The sequence below is a fragment of the Rhodococcus opacus B4 genome, assembly GCF_000010805.1.
Classification (GTDB): domain Bacteria; phylum Actinomycetota; class Actinomycetes; order Mycobacteriales; family Mycobacteriaceae; genus Rhodococcus_F; species Rhodococcus_F opacus_C.
Genome location: NC_012522.1, coordinates 6017165 through 6036952, shown reverse-complemented (window position 1 = coordinate 6036952; position 19788 = coordinate 6017165). Strand labels below are relative to the sequence as shown.

Sequence of the window (19788 nt, the reverse complement as noted above, 5' to 3'; positions counted from 1 at the left end):
CGCTACCGCCCGCCGATGCCATCGGCAGCCGGGATCGTCAAACCCGTTATCGCGGGGCGTTCCGTGATCTGGGCGCTATCCCCTGCCGAGCCCCCGGTAGACCCACCCGGCGGCGCGCCAGTCCACGGCGTCGAGGCAGTTGCGGCCGTCGACGATCACCCGCGCCCGCACCACGCCGTTCAGATCCTCCGGTTTGAGGGCGGCGAACTCCGCCCACTCGGTGAGCAGCAGCACCGCGTCCGCGTTGTCGCACGCCTCGACCGCCGACGTCGCGTAGTTCAGCGTCGGGAACAGCCTCCGCGAGTTGTCGAGCGCCTTCGGGTCGTAGACGCTGACGACAGCCCCGTGCAGCTGCATCATTCCCGCGACGTTGAGTGCCGGGGAGTCGCGGACGTCGTCGGATTCCGGTTTGAACGCCGCGCCGAGCACCGCCACGTTGGCGCCGAGCAGGGACCCTCCGCACGCCTGCGCCGCCAACTCGACCATCCGGGTGCGTCGGCGCATGTTGATGCTGTCCACCTCCCGCAGGAAGTGCAGTGCCTGGTTCGCGCCCAGCTCACCCGCCCGGGCCATGAACGCGCGGATGTCCTTGGGCAGGCAGCCGCCGCCGAACCCGAGCCCGGCGTTGAGGAACCGCCTGCCGATCCGCGCGTCGTAGCCGAGGGCGTCGGCGAGTTGGGTGACGTCGGCGCCGGTGGCCTCACACACCTCGGAGATGGCGTTGATGAAGGAGATCTTGGTGGCGAGGAACGCGTTGGCCGAGACCTTGACCAGTTCCGCGGTGGCGAGGTCTGTGACCAGGAACGGAATGTCCTCGTCGAGCAGGCGAGCGTACAGCTCACGTAACTCGGTCTCCGCGCGTCCGGGGCGCTGCCGGTCCACCCCCAGCACCATGCGGTCGGGGTGCAGGGTGTCGTGGACGGCGAAGCCCTCCCGGAGGAACTCCGGGTTCCACGCCACCTCCACGGCGTCACCCGCGGGCGCGAGTGCGCGGGCCCGCGCACCCAGATCGGCCGCCGTCCCGACGGGAACGGTCGACTTGCCGACGATGACGGCGGGACGGTCGAGCAGCGGCGCGAGGGTGTCGATCACCGAGTGCACGTGCCGCAGGTCGGCGGCGTACTCCCCCTTCTTCTGCGGGGTGCCGACACCGAGAAAGTGGAGGTCCGCGAACGCCGCGGCCTCGGCGTACGACGTGGTGAAGTGCAACCGGCCTGCGTCGATGTTCCGGCGCAGCACGTCCGCCAGACCGGGCTCGTAGAACGGCACCTCTCCAGAGGAGAGCTTCGCCACTTTTCCGGGATCGATATCGACGCCCAGGACGTCGTGGCCCAGTTCCGCCATACAGGCGGCGTGGGTGGCTCCCAGGTATCCGGTTCCAAACACGGTGCAGCGCATGCACCCTTGATAACCAGTGCAGGTGAGCGCGATATTTACCCGGCAGATGTTCGAAGCCAACAGTGCGTGTACGGACGGTGCGGGGCGAGACCCTATGCTTCGCCCATGCATGTTCTCTTCGTCTGCACCGGAAACGTCTGTCGCTCCCCAACGGCCGAGCGCCTCGCAGTGGCATACGCCGAGGAGCTCGGGATCACCGATCTGACCGCCGAAAGCGCAGGTACACGCGCCGCCGTCGGACGCCCGATGGAACCGACGGCCGCGCAGGTCCTGGAAGGGCTCGGCGGCGATCCGAGCGATTTCACCGCGCGGATGCTCACCGCCGACCTGGCGGCGGACGCCGATCTGGTGCTGACGATGACCGAGCGTCAGCGTGAGAAGGTGCTGGCGCTGGCCCCCGAGCAGCTGAAGAAGACGTTCACGCTCCGGGAGGCGGCTCGGCTCGCGGAGGCGGCGGATGCCAAGTCGGTGGCCGACCTGGCTGCGGCACGTCCCAGACACAAGGCCGACGACACCCCCGAGGACGTGCCGGACCCGATGGGGCAGGACGAGGACACCTTCCTGACCATCGGGTCCGAGATCGCCGATCTACTGGGTGTGGTCGCGCGGAGCGTCCGTCTCTGACCAGGGTTCCTGGTCGTCGCGGTAGCGGCGGGTGCGTCTCGGTGCGGTAGGCATCGGCGCGCCCGACTGCTGCTCGTTGCCGTAGTGGTCGGGCGTTCCGTACCACTGCTGGCCCTGGTCGCCCTGGTACGCGGGGGCACCCTGGTAGGCCGGGACTTCCTGCGGGTCTCCCCCATACGGCTGCGGCGGGTACTCGTCGCGAACGTACTGAGCCTGCTGCTGCGGCGCCGGCTGGGGTGCCTGGTGCTGAGGTGCAGGCTGCGGGACGGGAGGCTGCGCGGGAGCGGCCGGCTGCATCTGCGGCAGAGACTTGTCGGTATCGTAGTAGTACTTGTACTCGTAGACGCCCCGGCCGCGGCTCGGCGTCATCGTGATGATCGTTCCGAGGATGGTCGCCCCGACGCTGTGCAGGTTGCCCACCGCCCGCGACAGCTGGTCCCGCTTGGTTTCGGCGTGCCGGGCGATGACCAGCGCGCCGTCCGACATCGCGGTGAGCACGGTCGCGTCGGTGACCGGCAGCAGGGGGGACGCGTCGACGATCACGTAGTCGAATCGTCCGCGCAGATCGGCCAGCACCTGGCGGGCCGTCTCCGTACCCAGGAGCTCGCTCGGGTTCGGCGGGATCGGTCCGGAGGCCAACACCGTGAGGCCCGTGTACTGGGTCGGCTGGAGCACGGCGTCGAGGTCGGCCTTGCCGGCGAGGACGCTGCTGAGTCCGACGGAACCGACGACGCCGAGGTACTTCGACACCCGCGGCTTGCGGAGGTCGCCCTCGACCAGGCACACGTTCTGGCCGCCCTCCGCCAGCACGAGTGCGATATTGATCGCGGTGGTGGTCTTGCCTTCGGTGGGCAGCGAACTGGTGACGACAATCACCCGCGGCGGGTTGTCGACCTCGAGGAACTGCAGGTTGGTGCGCAGTTCGCGGTAGGCCTCCGCGCTCGAGGAGTTGCCCTCGGCGAAATTGATGGCCTGCTGCGTCTGCCGCTCCTTGTCGAACGGGATGGTGCCGATCAGGGCGGATCCGGCCAATTCCTCGACGGTGCGCCGATCCTTGACCGTGTTGTCGAGGCGATCACGCAGGACGGCGAAGGCGATGCCGAGCAGAAGCCCGACCGCCGCGCCCAGCGCGAGGTTGCGCAGTGTCTTGGGCGAGACCGGAGTCGACGGGGTCTGCGCCTGCTGCTCGACGACGACCCGGGCGGCGGGGGCGCCGCCCTTCTCCGGAGTCTCGAGCTCCCGGGCCATGACGACGAACTCGTCGGACAGGGCGTTGGCGATGTCGCGGGCGCGTTCCGGCGACGGGTCCTGCACCTTCACGTCGATGAGCACCGTATCGGGCGCGGAGCTGGCCTTCACCTGGGAGGCGAGTGCCGCGGCGGTGCCGCCTAGATCGAGCTTGTCGATCGTCCGCTGCGCGAGGGTCTCGCCGGTGAGCAGTTTGGTGTACGACGTCACCCGCTGCTGCGAGAACAGGTTGCCCTGGTAGACCTCGTTCACCGACGATCCGGCGGACGTCGAGACGAACAACCGGGTCGACGCCTCGTAGATCGGAGTGGTCATCAACGATGCTCCGAGCGCACCGAGAATCGCGACCACCGTGGTGATCGCGATGATTTTCCAACGGGACTGCAGAATTCGCAGGTAGTCCTGAATTTCCATTATCGAGTCTCTTCCAATTGCGTCGCGCTCAGCGGCGCGATCGAGCTGTCATTCACATCGTTCTGACCCGACTGAATCGCTACATCGTAGTGATGAGGTCCACTGTCGGCGTCACGTGCCCTCACGGTCCGCCGTGGTCCCCCGATCTCCGTAGCAGTCGGCCGATCTCGGCGAGCGGTCCCGGGTCTGCCATCTCGGAGTGGGTGGTGTCGATGTGGTGTGCGGTGACGACGCCGCCGGCGTGCTCACGCCAGGCGTCGACGACGTCGGGGTGCCGGTCCAGGTCCCGGGCGGCGACGAACAGGTCGAGGTTGCCGTCGAACCGCCGGGGGCTGTGGGTCGATGCGATCAGCTCGAGTCGCTCGATCAGGGCCCGGATCTCCCGCAGCCGGTCGGCGCTCACGTACGAGCCGAACTGCGCGATCAACTCGTCCTCGGTCAGGGTTTCCGGTTCGGGTGGCAGGTGCTGCGGCAGCAGTGTGTCGAGGAGTGCCGGCGCCGCCACCTCGTGGCCGGATTCGCGGAGTTGGACCGCCATCTCGTGGGCGACGGTTCCGCCGAGCGACCAACCCAGCAGGTGGTAAGGGCCGTCCGGCTGGACCACCCGGATCGCGTCGACGTACCGGGCGGCCAGCGCGGACAGCGTGCCGGGCAGGTCCGGCACTCCGGTCGCCTGGATGCCGTACAGCGGACGGTCGCCGACGTGATCGGCGAGACCGCTGAAGCACCAGGCCAATCCGCTGAGCGGGTGCACGCAGAACAGGGGCGCTCCCGCACCGCCGGGGCGGAGTTCCACGAGGGTGTCGAAGAAGCTGTCGAGCCGGGCGCCGTCGTCGATCCGCGCGGCCAGGCGCTGCACCGTGGGGTCGGTGAAGATCCATTCGATGGGCACGTCGCGGTCCAGTCGGCGGCGCAATTCGGTTGCCACCGAGGCCGCTCCCATCGAGGTTCCGCCGAGGGTGAAGAAGGCCTCGTCCGCGGGGACGTCTGCGACGCCCAGCACTTCCGCGAACACCGCGGCGATCGCCCCTTCGAGTTCACCTGCAGGCAGCGCGGATTCGACGATCTCGATCGCCGGCGCCGGCAGCGCGGCGCGGTCGAGTTTGCCCGACGGCAGGAGCGGCAGTGCGTCCACTACGGTCACCGGGGCCGGGACCAGGTGCCGCGGCAGCCGTCCGCGGGTGAAGTCGGCGAGTGCCCGGGCCGAGAGGTCCCCCGCGCCGCCGACGTAGGACGCCAGCACGGTGTCCGTCTGCGTCGGCACCGCGATCGTCACGGCGAATTCGACACCGGGGTGCCGCAGGAGCACGGCGTCGACCTCGGCGGGTTCCACCCGGATTCCGCGAATCTTCACCTGGGAGTCGCTGCGTCCGAGGTAGTCCAGTGCCCCGTTCGGGTCCCGCCGCACGAGGTCGCCGGTGCGGTACAGCCGCTCCCCCGGCTTGCCGTAGGGATGCGCGACGAATTGTCCTGCGGTGAGGTCACTTCGGCCTCCATACCCGCGGGCGATGCCGCTGCCGGCGAGATACAGTTCGCCCGTCACGCCGTCGGGCACGGGGTGCAGGCGCGCATCGAGGACGAACGCGGCGTTGCCGTCGAGGGCGTGTCCGATCGTGATCGGGCGGCCGGGTTCGAGGGGGCCCGCGACGGACGCGTCGACGGTGAACTCGGTGGGACCGTACGCGTTGAACAGCCGGTGCCGCCGCGACCAGCGGTCGGCGAGGTCCGCGGGCAGCGCCTCTCCCCCGACGACGACCGTCGACGGAGGAATACGCCCGGGGTCGAGGGAGGCCAGCACGGTCGGGGTGAGCGTGAGGTGGGTGATCCTCTGCGACGTCAGGAACCGGGCCAGTTCGTCACCGGCGAAGCCGAATGCGGGTGCGGCGACGAGGGCACCTCCGAGCGACACCGCCCAGAGCATTTCGAACACCGACACGTCGAACGTCGGGGAGGTCAATTGCAGCACTCGCGCAGAGCCGGAATAGTCTGTGCCCGAGTCGTATGCGGGGGTGGCGAGCAGAGCGGTGAGCCCGCGGTGCGTCACGACGACACCCTTGGGCCGGCCGGTGGACCCCGACGTGTAGATCACGTACGCCGCGTTGTCCACGTCGGGCGCCGCCGGGTCCGCGTCGCCGGTGGGCTGCTCGTCCAGGCTCATCCAGTCGAAGGATCGCGGCAGATCCGTGACGCCACCGGCGGTCAGCCCGATGATGGCACCCGAGTCCGTCAGCATCCAGTCGAGCCGCTCGGCGGGATGGGCAGGATCCAGCGACATCCACGCCGCACCGGCCTTGGTCACCGACCACACCGCGAGGAGCCAGTGCCGGCCGCGGGGTGTCGCGACCGCGACGACGTCCTCGGGACCGACGCCGCGGGACGCGAGCGCGCGGGCCCAGCGGTCCGACAGTTCGTCGAGTGCGCGGTAGCTCCACTCGGTATCGCCGTCGATCACCGCGACGGCGGACGGGGTTGCGCGCGCCCGGGTTTCCAGGATGTCGCGGAGCGTCCGCGGCGTGCTCCCGGTCCGGGGTCCCTGCACGAGGTGGGCGCGTTCGGCGTCGCCCAGGATCTCGAGGTCGCCGACGGCCGCCGCGGGGTGGGTGAGGGCGGCGTCGAGGACGGCGGCGAACCGGCGCAGGAGCGTCTGTGCCGTCTGCCGGTCGAACAGATCGGTGGCGTAGTCGAGTCGCACCGTCAGCGCGTCGGCCGCGTCGGTGACGTCCCAGGCGAGGTCGAATTCCGTTGCCTGCGTGTCGGTTCGGCACTCGTCGGTGCCGAGGAACAGTTGCGGGAATTCGACGGCACGCTGGTACGTCAGCATCACCTGGAACAGCGGGTTGTATGCCGGGGACCGTTCCGGGGCGAGATGCGCCACCACCTCGTCGAACGGGATGTCGGCGTGTGCGAGTGCGTCGAGGTCGACGGTGCGGACGTCGGCGAGGAAGTCCTCGAAGGACTGCGCAGGCGACACCGGGGTCCGGAGTGCGACGGTGCCGGCGAACATGCCGACCACGGCGTCGAGCGCGGGGTCGGGACGGCCCCCGACTGCCGTGCCCACCACCACGTCGGAGTGCCCGCTCAGGCGCGCCAGAAGGACCGCGAGTGCCGCGTGGAGCACCATGAACACGGTTGTTCCCCGAGTCCGCGCCAGGGAGCCCAGGCGCTCCCGCACGTCGTCGTCGAGGGTCCATTCCACACTCGACCCGATGTGGCTGGACAGTTCCGGCCGGGGACGATCGGTCGGCAGCGGGAGCGGGGCGCCCACTCCCGCGAGCACCTGCGCCCAGTGGTCGAGTTGGGCGCGGGCCGCACTGGCGGGGTCGGAGCCGGCGCCGAGCAGTTCGTGCATCCAGATCGCGTAGTCGGCGTAGTCGACGGACAGCGGCGCCCACTGCGGCGCCGACCCGTCCAGACGGCACTGGTAGGCGGTGCCGAGATCGGCGAGCAGCGGTCCCATCGAACCGCCGTCCAGCGCGATGTGGTGAACCACGACGCCGAGCGTGTAGTCTCCGGTACCGTTGTGCCGCAGCATCACCCGTACCGGGGTCTCGGTGGTGAGATCGAACGGCCTTGTGCTCCACGCGTCGACGGAAAAGCCCGCTTCCGCGCTGACGTCCTCGGTCACGGCCTCGACGGGCAGAACCAGCTGGTGTGGACCTTCGGCGTCGACGGGGAAGACCGTGCGCAGCACCGCATGCCGTTGCAGCACGTCGCGCAGGGCCAGCCGGAGGGCGTCGACGTCGACGTCGCTGCCGATCCGCGTGACGAACACCATGTTGTGCAGGGCGGTATCGGGGTTGGCCCGGCTGAGCAGCCACATGCGCTGCTGCGCGGGAGACAATGGCACCCGCGCCCCGCGCGGGCGTGGGGTGAGCGCCGGCCGCGGGACTCCCGACGCCCGGCTGCCCAGCCAGCCTGCGAGCGAGGCTGGGCTCGGGTTCTCGAACAACACCCGCACGGGCACGTCGACGCCGAACGTCGCGGACAGCCGGGCCGTCACCGCGGTCGCCGACAGCGAGTCGCCGCCCGCGTCGAAGAAGTTGTGCCCGGCGCCTATTCGAGTGGAACCGAGGACGTCGGCGAAGATTCCGGCCACCATCTCCTCGACGGCGGTGCGCGGCGGTGCCGCGATGACGTCGTCGTCCCAGTCGTCCAACGCGGCGACGTCGAGCTTGCCGTTGGCGGTGAGGGGCAACGCGTCCATCGTGACGATGCGCGGCGGAACCAGGTAGGAGGGCAGGCGGCCGGTCAGTTCCTCTCGGAGAGTCCGGGAATCAAGGTCCGTTCCGGCGACGAAGGCGACGAGGTCGTGTCGCTGCACCGACACGGCGGCCTGCTCGACGCCGCGCAGTTCGAGCAGGGCGGCCTCCACCTGTGCCGGTTCGATGCGCATGCCGCGCAGCTTGATCTGGCGGTCGACCCGGCCGGCGAAGGAGAGGGTGCCGTCGGCCCGGCGGTGCACCAGGTCGCCGGTGCGATACATGCGGCTTCCACCCGGCGCCGCGACAAAACGCTCCGCCGTCCGGTCGGGTGCGTCGAGGTACCCCTGGGCGAGTCCGGGTCCGGCGAGGTAGAGCTCACCGACACCGCCGACGGGGACGGCCCGAAGCCTCGTGTCGAGTACGAGCGCGGTCGTTCCGGGGATCGGGGCCCCGATCGTCACCGCACCTCCCGCGGACGCCGGATCGATCTCGGTCAGCGTCGCGACCACCGTGGACTCGGTCGGGCCGTAGGCGTTGAGCAGGAGCCGTCCGGCGCACCAGGTGGCGGCCAGTTCGGGGCTCAGTGCCTCGCCGCCGACCCCCACGACGCGCACCGGCTCCAGCCCCCGCGGGTCGAGCGTGGCGAGGACGGACGGGGTGGAGAGGTAGTGCGTGACCTGCTGATCGACCAGCAGCCGATGCAACTCGGCCCCGGCGAAGACGTCAGCGGGCGCCACCACCAGGCAAGCTCCCGATCCGAACGCGAGCAGCATCTCCAGCAGCGCGGCGTCGAAGGCCGGGTTGTAGCCGTGCAGGACGCGGTCGCCGGGGCCCACCCGGTACCGCCGCACCACCTCGGCGGTGAGCGGTCCCAGCCCACGATGGGTGACCGCGACTGCCTTGGGTGTGCCGGTGGAGCCGCTGGTGTGGATCACGTACGCCACGTCTCGTGCGCACTTCTGGTTGCTCTGGCTACCAAAACCGCTCACGGGGCTGAAGGCCGCACCGGTCTTGGCGACGGCCCAGAGCTCGACCACGAAGTCCGGCGACCGCGGCAGGTCGATCGGAACAACGTCGCCCGGCGCGATACCCAGCGCCGTCAGCTCGCGCGCCCTGGCGTCGGAACGCTCGTCCAGCTCGCGGTAGGTGAGGGTGACGTCGCCGTCGGTGAGGGCCGCGTGGTCGGGGAACGCGGCGGCGGTGGCCGTGAGGATCTCGGCCAGCGTGCGCTCGTCGGCAGGTTCCGCACCGACGAGCGGCTCCGCGCCGGGCAGCGCGAGGTCGTCCACGGGCAGGTCGGGGTCGGCGCCGACGGCCTGGAGCACTCTTACCAGGTTGCTCACGAGTGCACGTACCGACGCCTCGTCGAAGAGGTCCGCGTACACCGCGGCGCCGCGCATTCCGGTGGGGGCACCGTCGTCCGACGTCTCGGTGAGCGTCAGGTGGAGGTCGAATTTCGCTGTTCCGGTGTCGAATTCCGCGGCCGTCACCGTCATGCCCGCGGCCTCGACGGTGGGGATCTGCAGGTTGTGCAGGGCCAGGGCGACCTGCGGGGTCCGGCCGCCGAGCAGCCCGGCGACCACCTCGAACGGCACATCGGCGTGTTCGAAGGCGTCGACGTCGAAGTCCCGGACCTGCGCGAGGAGCCCGGTGAACGGCATGTCCGGCAGCACCTGTGCCCGCAGCGCGAGCGTGTTCACGAACATGCCGACGAGGGAATCGAGTGCTCGCTCCCCGCGACCCGCGACGGCGGTGGCGACGACGACGTCGGGCTGGGCGCCGTGCCTCGACAGCACCACCGACAGCGCCGCGTGCAGCACCATGAACGGTGTCGCGTGGTGCTGCGCCGCCAACTGGTGCACCGCCTGCTGCACATCCGCCGACACGTCGAATGCGACGACGCCGGCCCGAGCCGTCGTACTCGTCGGCCGGTCGGTCGGGAGCGGCGCCGTGCTGTCGACGCCGTCCAGCGCGCGACGCCAGTGCTCGACGCGGCGCTGCCCGTAGTCCCCGTCCAGCAGTTCCCGCTCCCACACGGCGTAGTCGGCGTACTGCAGGGGCAGTGGATCCTGGTGCGGCGCAATCCCGGAACAGTGCGCGGCGTAGGCACTGAGCACGTCGGAGACGAGCGGGGTCAGCGACCATCCGTCGGCGGCGATGTGATGGATGTTCACGGCCAGCACGTGGCTCTGCGGGTGCAGGCGCAGCAGCGCAACCCGGATCGGGCGGTCCCGGGTCAGGTCGAATCCGCGGGAGGCGAACTGCTCCATGAACTCGTCGGGATCGCGCACGTCGACCGGGTGGAGGTCGAGCGGGGCCGGCTCGAGGATTTCCTGGTAGGGCTGGCCGTCCACGGGGTACCGCGTCCGCAGTGTCTCGTGCCGCCGGATCACGTCCTCGAAGGCGGCGGTCAGCGCATCGACGTCGAGTGCGCCGTCCATCCGCACGGTGGCGGGCAGGTTGTACGTCGGCGACCCGGGGTCGGTGCGGTTCAGCACCCACATGCGGTACTGGCTGCGGGACAGCGGAATGCGGTCCGGTCGGGGGCGGGCGACGAGGACGGGACGCAGGTCCGTCTCCGGGACCGCGTCGTCGAGCGCTTCGGCCAGTTCGGCGACGGTCGGGTGCGCGAACAGGGTGCGCAGCGGCACCACATGCCCTACGGAGTCGGTGAGCCGCGCCGTCAGCTGGGTGGCGAGGAGAGAGTTGCCGCCCGCGTCGAAGAAGTGCGTCCCGCGGCCGACGATCTCGTGTCCGAGAACGTCCGCGAACACGGATGCCACCGCGCGTTCGGTGTCGGTGTGCGGTGGTTCGTCCTCGGCGACCGACAGTTCCGGCATCGGCAGCGACCGCAGGTCGAGTTTGCCGTTCACGGTGGGAGGCGCGGCGTCGAGCATCACCACGGCGGTCGGCACGAGATACGCCGGCAGCGATTCGGCGAGGCGGCGTCGCAGGTCGTGGACGTCGAGGTGGCCGGTCGGCAGCACGTACGACACCAGCATCTCGGTGCCCGCGCCGGTGGTGCGCACGACGGTGCCGGCGAAGACGACGTCGGCGAGCCGCGCGATGACCGTGTCGATCTCCGCCGGCTCGACGCGCACTCCCCGCATCTTGATCTGAGAGTCGTTGCGGCCCAGGTACTCGAGCTCGTGTCCGGCGGCGGTCACCCGCCAGCGCACGAGGTCGCCGGTGCGGTACACGCGTGCGCCGTCTTCGGCCGCGACGAACCGCTCCGCCGTCAGCCCTGGTTGGTCGGCGTAACCGCGGGCGAGCGCGCCGCCTGCCAGATACAACTCCCCGGGCACGCCGGGCGGGACCGGGCGGAGCCGGTCGTCGAGCACCAGCGCTGACACACCGCGCACGGGTGCGCCGATCGAGACCGGCTCCCCCACCGCGAGCGGTCCGGTGGCGACGGCGTACATGGTGGCCTCGGCGGGACCGTACGCGTTGTACACGCGGCGCCCGGCGGCCCAGCGGTTCACCAGTTCGCTGCCGAGTCGCTCACCGCCCACCATCAGCACCTGCAGATCCGGAAGGTCCCGTTCGCCGAGGGTCGCGAGGATCGTCGGTGTCATGCACGCGTGCGTGATGCGGTCGCGTTCCATCAGGTCGGCGAGCGGCGGGCCGGCGTATTCGGCGTCCGATGCGATCACCAGGGTGGCTCCCGACGCCCCGGCGACCAGGACCTCGAGCAGCGTCATGTCGAACCCGGCCGCGCCGCGGTGCAGCATCCGGCAGCCGGGGCCGGCGGCATACCGCTCGCGCAGGTCGGCGTCGAGGGCCGCGAGCCCGTCGTGAGTGACCACGACGCCCTTGGGTGTGCCCGTCGTTCCCGAGGTATAGACGACGTACGCCACCTCCCCCGTGAGCGGCAAAGCGTGCCCCGGCACACTTTCCCACTCACGTGGGGGGAACGGGGTGCGGGCGGGGTCGAAGAGAACGGGGGCCGCGCCGGTCTTCGCGATGGCCCAGAGCCGCACCACCGAGTCCACCGACCGCGGCTCGGCCCACGGAATCAGGATTCCCGGCCCCGCACCGTTCTCGACGAGTTCCCGTGCCATGACGTCGGAGCGAGCGTCCAGCTCACGGTAGGAGAGTTCGACGCCCCCACCGATCACCGCAACGGCGTCGGGAGCGACGGCGACGCCCCGGGTCAGGATCTCGCGCAGCGTCGACGGCGCGGGGGCAGCGGGACCGACGGCGGGCACCAGTGCGGCACGCTCGGCGGCGTCGAACAGGTCGATGTCGCCCACGGGAAGCTGAGGGTCTGCGCCGACGGCACTGAGGAACCGCACCAGCCGCGACGCGAACTGTTCGATCGTCGCGTGCTCGTACAGGTCTGCGTCGTAACCGAAGTCGAGGTGCATCCGACCGCCGGGCCCGGATTCCGTGACGGTCAACTGCAGATCGAAGTTCGCCCGGTCCACCACGTCACCCACGGGCGTCACCGTCAGCCCAGGCAGCGTCACCTGGCCGATTCGGCTCCGCTGCATCGACAGAGCCACTTGGAACAGCAGGTGATGCGACGTCGACCGCGCCGGGTTCAGCAGTTCGACAAGAGTCTCGAACGGCATGTCGGCATGTGTGTAGGCGGCGATGTCCCGTTCGTGTACGTGGGCGAGCAGCTCCATGAAGGTCGCCGACGGGTCCACAGCGGTACGCAGCACGAGGGTGCCGGCGAACATCCCGACCATGTCGTCGAGTTGCGGGTCGGTGCGCCCGGCGACGGCGGTGCCGATGGGCACGTCGCGACTGCCGCTGTACCGCGAGAGGACGGCCGCCAGCGCGGCGTGCAGCACCATGAACGTGGTGGCCCGACCGTTGCGGGCCAGCGTGTTCAGCGCGTCGTGCAGCTGTTCGTCGAGTTCGATGCCGACCGTGCCTGCCCGACCGGAGACCGCGGCGGGGCGCGGGTGATCTGTCGGCAGGGTGACCCGCTCGGGTAGGTCTGCGAGGGTGTCGAGCCAGTACTGCTGCAGCGCGTCGGCGGATGCGTCGTCGAGGACGGCCCGTTGCCACACGCTGTAGTCGCTGTACTGCACCGGCAGTGGAGGCCATTCGGGGCCGCCGCCGTCGAGCCGCGCCTGGTACGCCGTCATCGTGTCGCGGATCAGCGGGGTCAGCGACCACGCGTCGGCGGCGATGTGGTGCACCACGAGCGCGAGCACGTGTGATTCGGGCCCGACGCGATACAGCCGCGACCGGATGGGTGCGTCGACGGACACGTCGAATCCGCTGTCGACGAACGCGCGCAGGTGCGCGTCGACGGCATCCTCGGGCAGCGCGATCGGGGTCAGGTCCAGCGGGACGTCGCCCGCGTCGAGCACGACCTGGTGCACGCCCTCGGCATCGGACGGGTACACCGTGCGGAGAGTGTGGTGCCGTTCGATCAGGTCGGAGGCCGCGGACGCCAGGGCGTGCACGTCCAGTTCGCCGTCGAGGCGCACGACGAGCGGAAGGTTGTATCCCGATGCCCCGGTGTCGAATTGGTTGACGAACCACATCCGCTGCTGCGCCGGCGACAGCGGAATGCGCCCGACGCTCGACGCGGGCCGCAGCGGGGGGCGTCGACGCTCGCCACCGGAACGCTCCTCGATCCGGGACGCCAACTCGGCGACGGTGGGCGCCTCGAACACGTCCTTCACCGTCACGTCGATGTCGAACACCGCACTCACCCGCGCCGACACCCGGGTGGCGAGCAGCGAATTGCCGCCCAGGTCGAAGAAATTGTGCCGCGTCCCCATCTCGGCGGCGCCGAGCACCTCGGTGAACACATCCGCCACCACATCCTCGATCGGAGTGTGGGTGCCCTGCCCGTCCGCCGCCGCGACGCCCGGTTCCGGCAGCGCCTTCACGTCGAGCTTGCCGTTGACCGTCAGCGGGAGAGCGGTCACTGGAACGATCGCGCCTGGAACCAGATGTTCCGGCAAGACTGCCCTGAGGTGGCGGTACAGGATGGCCGCGTCGCATGCGGTGACCGGATACGCCACCAATTGGTTGCCGAGCGCGGCGTCCCGCAATACGACCGCGGCGGCGTCGACAGACGGGTGCCGCAACAGTGCGGCCTCGATCTCCCCCGGCTCGATGCGGTAACCACGGATCTCCACCTGGGAATCGGCACGACCGATGTAGTCGATGGTTCCGTCCGGGTATTGGCGGACCCGGTCGCCCGTGCGGTACATGCGTCCACCGTCCACCGACGCGACGAAGCGGGCAGCCGTGAGCGCAGGCCGCTGATGGTACCCGCGGGACACCTGAGTACCGGCCACGTACAACTCGCCGACGGTCCCCGGCGGCACAGGCTGCAGCGACGCATCCAATACATACGCTCGGACTCCCGGCAGCGGGACGCCGACGGAGGGCCGGGTCTCTACGCCCGTCACATCGTGACGGGTGACGTGAACCGTCGTCTCCGTAATGCCGAACATGTTGACGGCTCGGATGTCCGGGCGCCGCTCCAGCAACGGAGCAACCGTTGCAGCACCGAGGGGCTCCCCGCCGAAGATCAGCAGTCGAAGGCTGAGCGGCAACTCTCGGTCGACGAGTTGAGCGAATGCGGAGGGCGTTTGATTGAGAACCGTGACACCTTCGCGCTCGAGCAGCGAGGTGAACTCGTCGGGCGATCGAGCCACGAAATGATCGACCAAGACCAACCGGCCGCCGGTGGTGAGCGCTCCCCACATTTCCCACACCGAGAAGTCGAAGGAAAACGAGTGGAACAGGGTCCACACGTCCCCAGGTCCGAATCCGAACTCCGCACAGGTGTTGGCCAGCAGCGACAGCACATTCGCGTGCGAGACGAGCACTCCCTTGGGCTGCCCGGTCGAGCCCGAGGTATAGATCAGGTAGGCGCCGCGCCCGCGTGCGTATTTGCCGACGGTCCGCGCGTGGTCGGCGCTCACGGACGAAGACACCATGAGGGTGGGGACGCCGACTGCTGGAAGGCGCTCGGCATCGGCTTCGCTGGTGAGCAGCGCCGCAGGGGACGCATCGCTCAACAGGTAACGGATGCGTTCGGCGGGGTAGTCGACGTCGACGGGCATGTAGACGCCGCCTGCCTTCGCCACGGCAACGATGGCAATCACCAGGTCGATGGACCGTGACAGCGCGACGGCGACGACGTCTTCCGTTGCTACGCCCACGTCGCGCAGCCGGCAGGCAAGTTCTTCCGCACGGCGATGCAATTCGGCGTATGTCAGGTTTGCGCTGCCGAAAGTCGCGGCGACGGCGTGGGGACGCTGAGCCACCTGCACGTCGAGAAGGTCGGCAAGCGAGTCGGTTTCGAGTGCTTCCCCTTCGGCTTTCGACAGCGCGAACGCGCGCTCCTCCGCGCTCAGCACATCGATGGCTCCGACGGGCATGTCGGACTCATCCGTCAATGCCGTCAGCACACGCAGCAGTCGCTCGGCCCACTGTGTAACCGATTCCTGGTCGAACAGCGCCTCGGGGAAGGCCATCGTCCCCGTCAGCCCACCGGGGCCGCCGCCCTGGGAACGTCGTTCGCGTACTGACACTTCGAGGTCGAAACGGCTGACGCGTGTGCCGACTTCACGTGCCTGACTTCTGATCCCGGGAAGCTCGACGGCAACGTCGGCGAAATCCTGGAAGGCGAACATCACCTGGAACAGCGGATGGTGGCCGCCAGATCGGGCTGGTGTCACCGCGTCCACAATCATGTCGAACGGCACGTCCGAATTCGCGAACGCCGCCAGATCCGTCGACTGCACCGATGCGAGCAGTTCGGTGAACACGACACGCGGGTTCACTCGGCTGCGCAATGGCACGATGCCCACGAACATCCCGACGACCTCGTCCAAGGCGGGGTCGGTGCGTCCCGACGTCGGAGTTCCCACAACAATGTCGTCGGTACCGGTGAGCTTGTGCAGCAGAACGACCAGTGCCGCGTGTAGCACCATGAATGTCGTCGAGTTCTTCTCGCGTGCGAGTGTCTCCATCTTCTGGTGCAACTCGGCAGGCACCGTGAACCGCACCTGCCCGGCGCTCGACTCGTCGCCGAAAAGCCGCGGCCTGTCGGTCGGCAATCCCAGCAGCGTGGGTGCGTCTGCCAGTGTGGTCGTCCAATAGTGGAGTTGACGGGATGCCAGACTGCCGCGATCCGCAGGGTCACCCATCAGCTCGCGCTGCCATCGGCTGTAGTCGGCGTAATCGACCGGTAGCGGGGCCCAGTCGGGGCTCCGGCCATTCGACCGCGCTTCGTAGGCCGAGGTCACGTCTCGCACGAGTGGGGCTATTGAGAGCCCGTCGACAGCGATGTGGTGAACGACAATCGCGAGTGTGTGCCGATCCGGCTCGTGCGTGCACAAGCCCACCCGTATGGGCGGTTCTGCAGTCAGATCGAACCCACGCGCGGTGAAGTCGGAGATCTCGTGCGGGTTCAACGAGACCAGGTCGACCGTAGTGGCCGTGACATCTTGAACTGGACCGTGATCCGTTTCGGGGAAGACGGTGCGCAGCACGGAATGGCGGCCGACCACGTCGGTCAGAGCAAGCCGTAGCGCGTCCACGTCCAGGTAGCCGTCGAGATCCACGACAAACGGCTCGGCGTATGCCGAGGATTCCGGCTGGACCCGGTCGAGCACCCACAGCGGCTGCTGCGCGGGCGCGAGCGGCACCGGTCCCCGGCCGGGACGATGCTCGAGCGGAGGACGCCGCTCGCCACCTTTGGCGAGGATGGAGGCCAGACCGGCGACAGTCGGCTGCTCGAACAGCTCCCGCACTCCGAGGCGGACGCCGGAGGCGGCGGACAATGCAGACACCACCCGCGTCGCCGACAGCGAGTTGCCGCCGAGCGTGAAGAAGTCGGTCTCCGCGTCCACCTCCCCCACACCCAGCACGTCGGCGATCACCCCTGCCACCAACTCCTCGAGCGGGCCACGCGGCGAGCGAACCGACGGCAATACCGGCTCCGGCAGCGCCCCACGATCCACCTTGCCACTGCGAGTCAGCGGCAACTCACCCAACACCGTCACCGACGCAGGCACCATGTACCGCGGCAAACGCTTACTCGCGAACTCCCGCAGCAACTCCCCATGCAACCGCGGTCCCACCACATACGACGTCAGCACATTCCCACGCACCACCGTCACCGCAGCGTCGACCCCGCCGAACGACATCAGCACCGCGTCGATCTCCCCGAGCTCGACCCGGAACCCACGAAGCTTCACCTGATCATCGACACGACCCACGAATTCGAGTTCACGAGTAACACTCCACCGCACCAGATCACCGGTGCGATACATCCGCCCCGAACCGCACACGTTGGCCACGAAGCGTTCGGCCGTCAACCCAGGCGCACCCACATACCCCCGCGCCAAAGCAGGACCTGCGAGATACAACTCCCCCACCACGCCGATGGGCACCGGCCGCAACCTGCTGTCGAGCACCAGGGCGCTGGTGCCCGCAACAGGACGACCGATGGACACTGTCGAGTCGGCGCCGAGTGATCCGCTCAGCAGCGTCGTCACGGTGGCTTCCGTGGGACCGTAGCTGTTCACCATGGTGCGGCCGGCGGCCCAACGCGCGACCAGTTCGGGGGGAAGTGCCTCTCCACCCACGTCGAGGACGACCAGATCGGGCAACCCCGCGGGAGTGATCGACGCGACGACGGAAGGGGTGAAAATTGCGTGAGTGACACGTTCGCGCCGCAGCAGTTCGGTCAGTTCGTCGCCGGCCAACACCTCCGGCGGCACGATCACGACGGACGCGCCGGCAGTGAATGCGAGCAGTAATTCTTCGATCGAGATGTCGAAGGACGGCGACGCGAAATGCGCCACACGAGCAGCGGTGTCGACGCGATAGACGTCATCGCGAGCCCGGGACAGGGCCGCGAGCCCCCGGTGCGTGACCACCACGCCCTTGGGTGCGCCGGTCGAACCAGAGGTGTAGAGCAGATAGGCGGGGTGGTCTAGCGACAGCGGATGCACGCGATCGGTATCGGAAACGGGATTTGAAGACCCGGGGAGGTCATCGATGTCGATCCACGAGACACCCTGGGGAACGCCGTCGGCATCGAGGGCCAGGGCCGCCGCCGCACCGGAGTCGGCGAGCATGAACGCGATCCGGTCTGCGGGGTATCCGGGGTCGACTGGCATGTACACGGCACCGGCGCGAGCCACCGCCCACAGCGCGACCACCGATTCGACCGACCGCGGTAGCAATGCGGCCACGACGTCCTCGGGGCCGATGCCGTGGTCGATCAGTCGGCGTGCCAATCGGTTCGAACGGGCGTCCAACTCGCCGTAAGTGATCTCCGCACCGGCATATTTCACTGCCGGCGCCGACGGATCGGATGAGCGCAGCAGGGACGCCAACGTCACGGGCGCGGGTGCCGACGGTCCGACGCACGGGACGTATTCTGTTAGTTCATCAGTGTTGAGAATCGGGAGGTCCCCGATCGGACCGTCGCACCCGGGCCCGACGAAGTTGTCGAGGAATTCCAGGAATCGGGAGTAGTGATCGCTCAAAACCTCGGCGCTGTACAAGCCGGGGTTCCCCTCGAAATCGATGCGCACGGTACGTCCGGCCACCGACGGGTAGAGATTGAGCGACAGGTCGTCGACGGGGCCGGTGGTGAGGACCGCGAACTCGCCCACCAGGTCGCCGAGAACGATTTCGTTGTGAAAGTTCATGATGTTGACGGTGGGGCCGAAGCTACGCCGAGCAGAATCACCGCCCCCGGACCGCATGTCTTCGTACCGGAATCGTTGGTGCCGAAGCGCTCCGGTCAGTTCCAACTGCACTCGACGTACCAACTCGCGAGCATCCACGTCCGGATCGACCTGCACCCGCAGTGGCACGACATTCGAAACCATGCCTGCCGAACGCCGTACGGCGGCGGTGGTGCGTCCCGATACGGGGAGAGTGAGAACCACGTCAGTGGAGTCGGTCATCCGACCCATGTAGGCGGCGAACGCAGCGACGATTACCGGTACCTCGGAAGAGGTCCATTGCTTTGCCAGTTCCCCGACGCGCGTCGCGATCGCCGAGTCCATCAGCCGAGTGACGAGCCGAGCCTGGGATACGGGACGCGCCGTCCGCTCGGTCAGCCGCCGCGGGTCCGGCAACTCCGCCATACGCTCTTTCCAGTGATCCTGATCGCGAGTGAACCTGCTGCTGGTGCGGTAGGAGGCCTCAGCCTCGTACAGTTCTCGCAGACTCAGCGCGGACGGCGGCGGCGGCTCGGTTCCGTTAACGAGGTGGGTGTAGACCTCGGCGACTCGGTTCATCAGCACCATCGCGCCGTGCCCGTCCATCACCAGATGGTGTACATGGGAGTACCAGTAATAGTGGTCGACGCCGAGATGCAGCAGCGTGGCCGCAATCATCCGATCGGAGAGCACATCGAGCGGTCGGCTGTACGCCTCGATCATCCAGCGGTGTGCATCACCAATCGGGTCGTCGGATTCACGCAGATCTATGTAGGTGAGAGCATCGCTGATGCTCTGATCCACCAGTTGCCATGGCTCCCCCGGCGCGTCTACCAACCGAATGACAGGGGACTCCAGTTCACGGCAGGCGCGCTCAGTGGCCGCGACCAATGCGTCGAGATCGAGGATCCCGCGGACCTCGACGTATTGGGCGATATTCAGGGGTACGTCGGGATCGAGCTGCTGAGCGAACCACAGCGCTTGTTGCGCACGCGAAAGCGGGAAAGGATTCACTTCCCCCACCCCGCCCTCATAGGGCCTTGACACGCATCTGTCCCGCCACTCAGCCGTACCTCGAAAATTATGAGGCAGCGCCTCGACGGGACTTACATCGTGGGCACCGCGTAGTTCGTTACCCGCCCTAGACAATACTGGGCAAATCATCCGCCCTCCACACGAGGGGCGGCGGTGAGCGATACGTCACGATAATCTCTCCACACCCTCAGACAGGAGCC

The 19788-nt window shown here is 68.7% G+C and carries 4 protein-coding genes; 1 reads left to right on the top strand and 3 read right to left on the bottom strand.

What is annotated here, in order from left to right; genetic code table 11:
* Positions 1 to 75: 75 nt before the first annotated feature.
* Positions 76 to 1398: a UDP-glucose dehydrogenase family protein gene (locus ROP_RS27405; RefSeq protein WP_015889273.1), complete on the bottom strand. Its 1323-nt coding sequence runs from the start codon at positions 1396 to 1398 to the stop codon at positions 76 to 78.
* A 105-nt stretch (positions 1399 to 1503) separates the two neighbouring features.
* On the opposite strand from ROP_RS27405, the gene ROP_RS27400 reads away from it, so the two are divergent.
* A complete protein-coding gene (locus ROP_RS27400) occupies positions 1504 to 2022 on the top strand; it encodes a protein-tyrosine-phosphatase (protein WP_015889272.1) in 519 nt (172 codons plus the stop codon).
* On the opposite strand, the gene ROP_RS27395 is transcribed toward ROP_RS27400, so the two are convergent.
* Positions 1987 to 3684 carry a polysaccharide biosynthesis tyrosine autokinase gene (locus tag ROP_RS27395; protein ID WP_015889271.1) on the bottom strand — a complete coding sequence of 566 codons (1698 nt, stop codon included), beginning with the start codon at positions 3682 to 3684 and terminating at the stop codon, positions 1987 to 1989. The two genes, ROP_RS27400 and ROP_RS27395, sit on opposite strands and share 36 nt — an antisense overlap.
* 121 nt (positions 3685 to 3805) lie before the next feature.
* Positions 3806 to 19567: a non-ribosomal peptide synthetase gene (locus ROP_RS27390; RefSeq protein ID WP_043826842.1), complete on the bottom strand. Its 15762-nt coding sequence runs from the start codon at positions 19565 to 19567 to the stop codon at positions 3806 to 3808.
* Between the last annotated feature and the right edge of the window lie 221 nt (positions 19568 to 19788).

Bases quoted from the DNA above. Each gene is read 5' to 3' on its own strand.
- ROP_RS27395 (WP_015889271.1), bottom strand. From the start codon at position 3,684: ATGGAAATTCAGGACTACCTGCGAATTCTGCAGTCCCGTTGGAAAATC.
- ROP_RS27400 (WP_015889272.1), top strand. From the start codon at position 1,504: ATGCATGTTCTCTTCGTCTGCACCGGAAACGTCTGTCGCTCCCCAACG.
- ROP_RS27405 (WP_015889273.1), bottom strand. From the start codon at position 1,398: ATGCGCTGCACCGTGTTTGGAACCGGATACCTGGGAGCCACCCACGCC.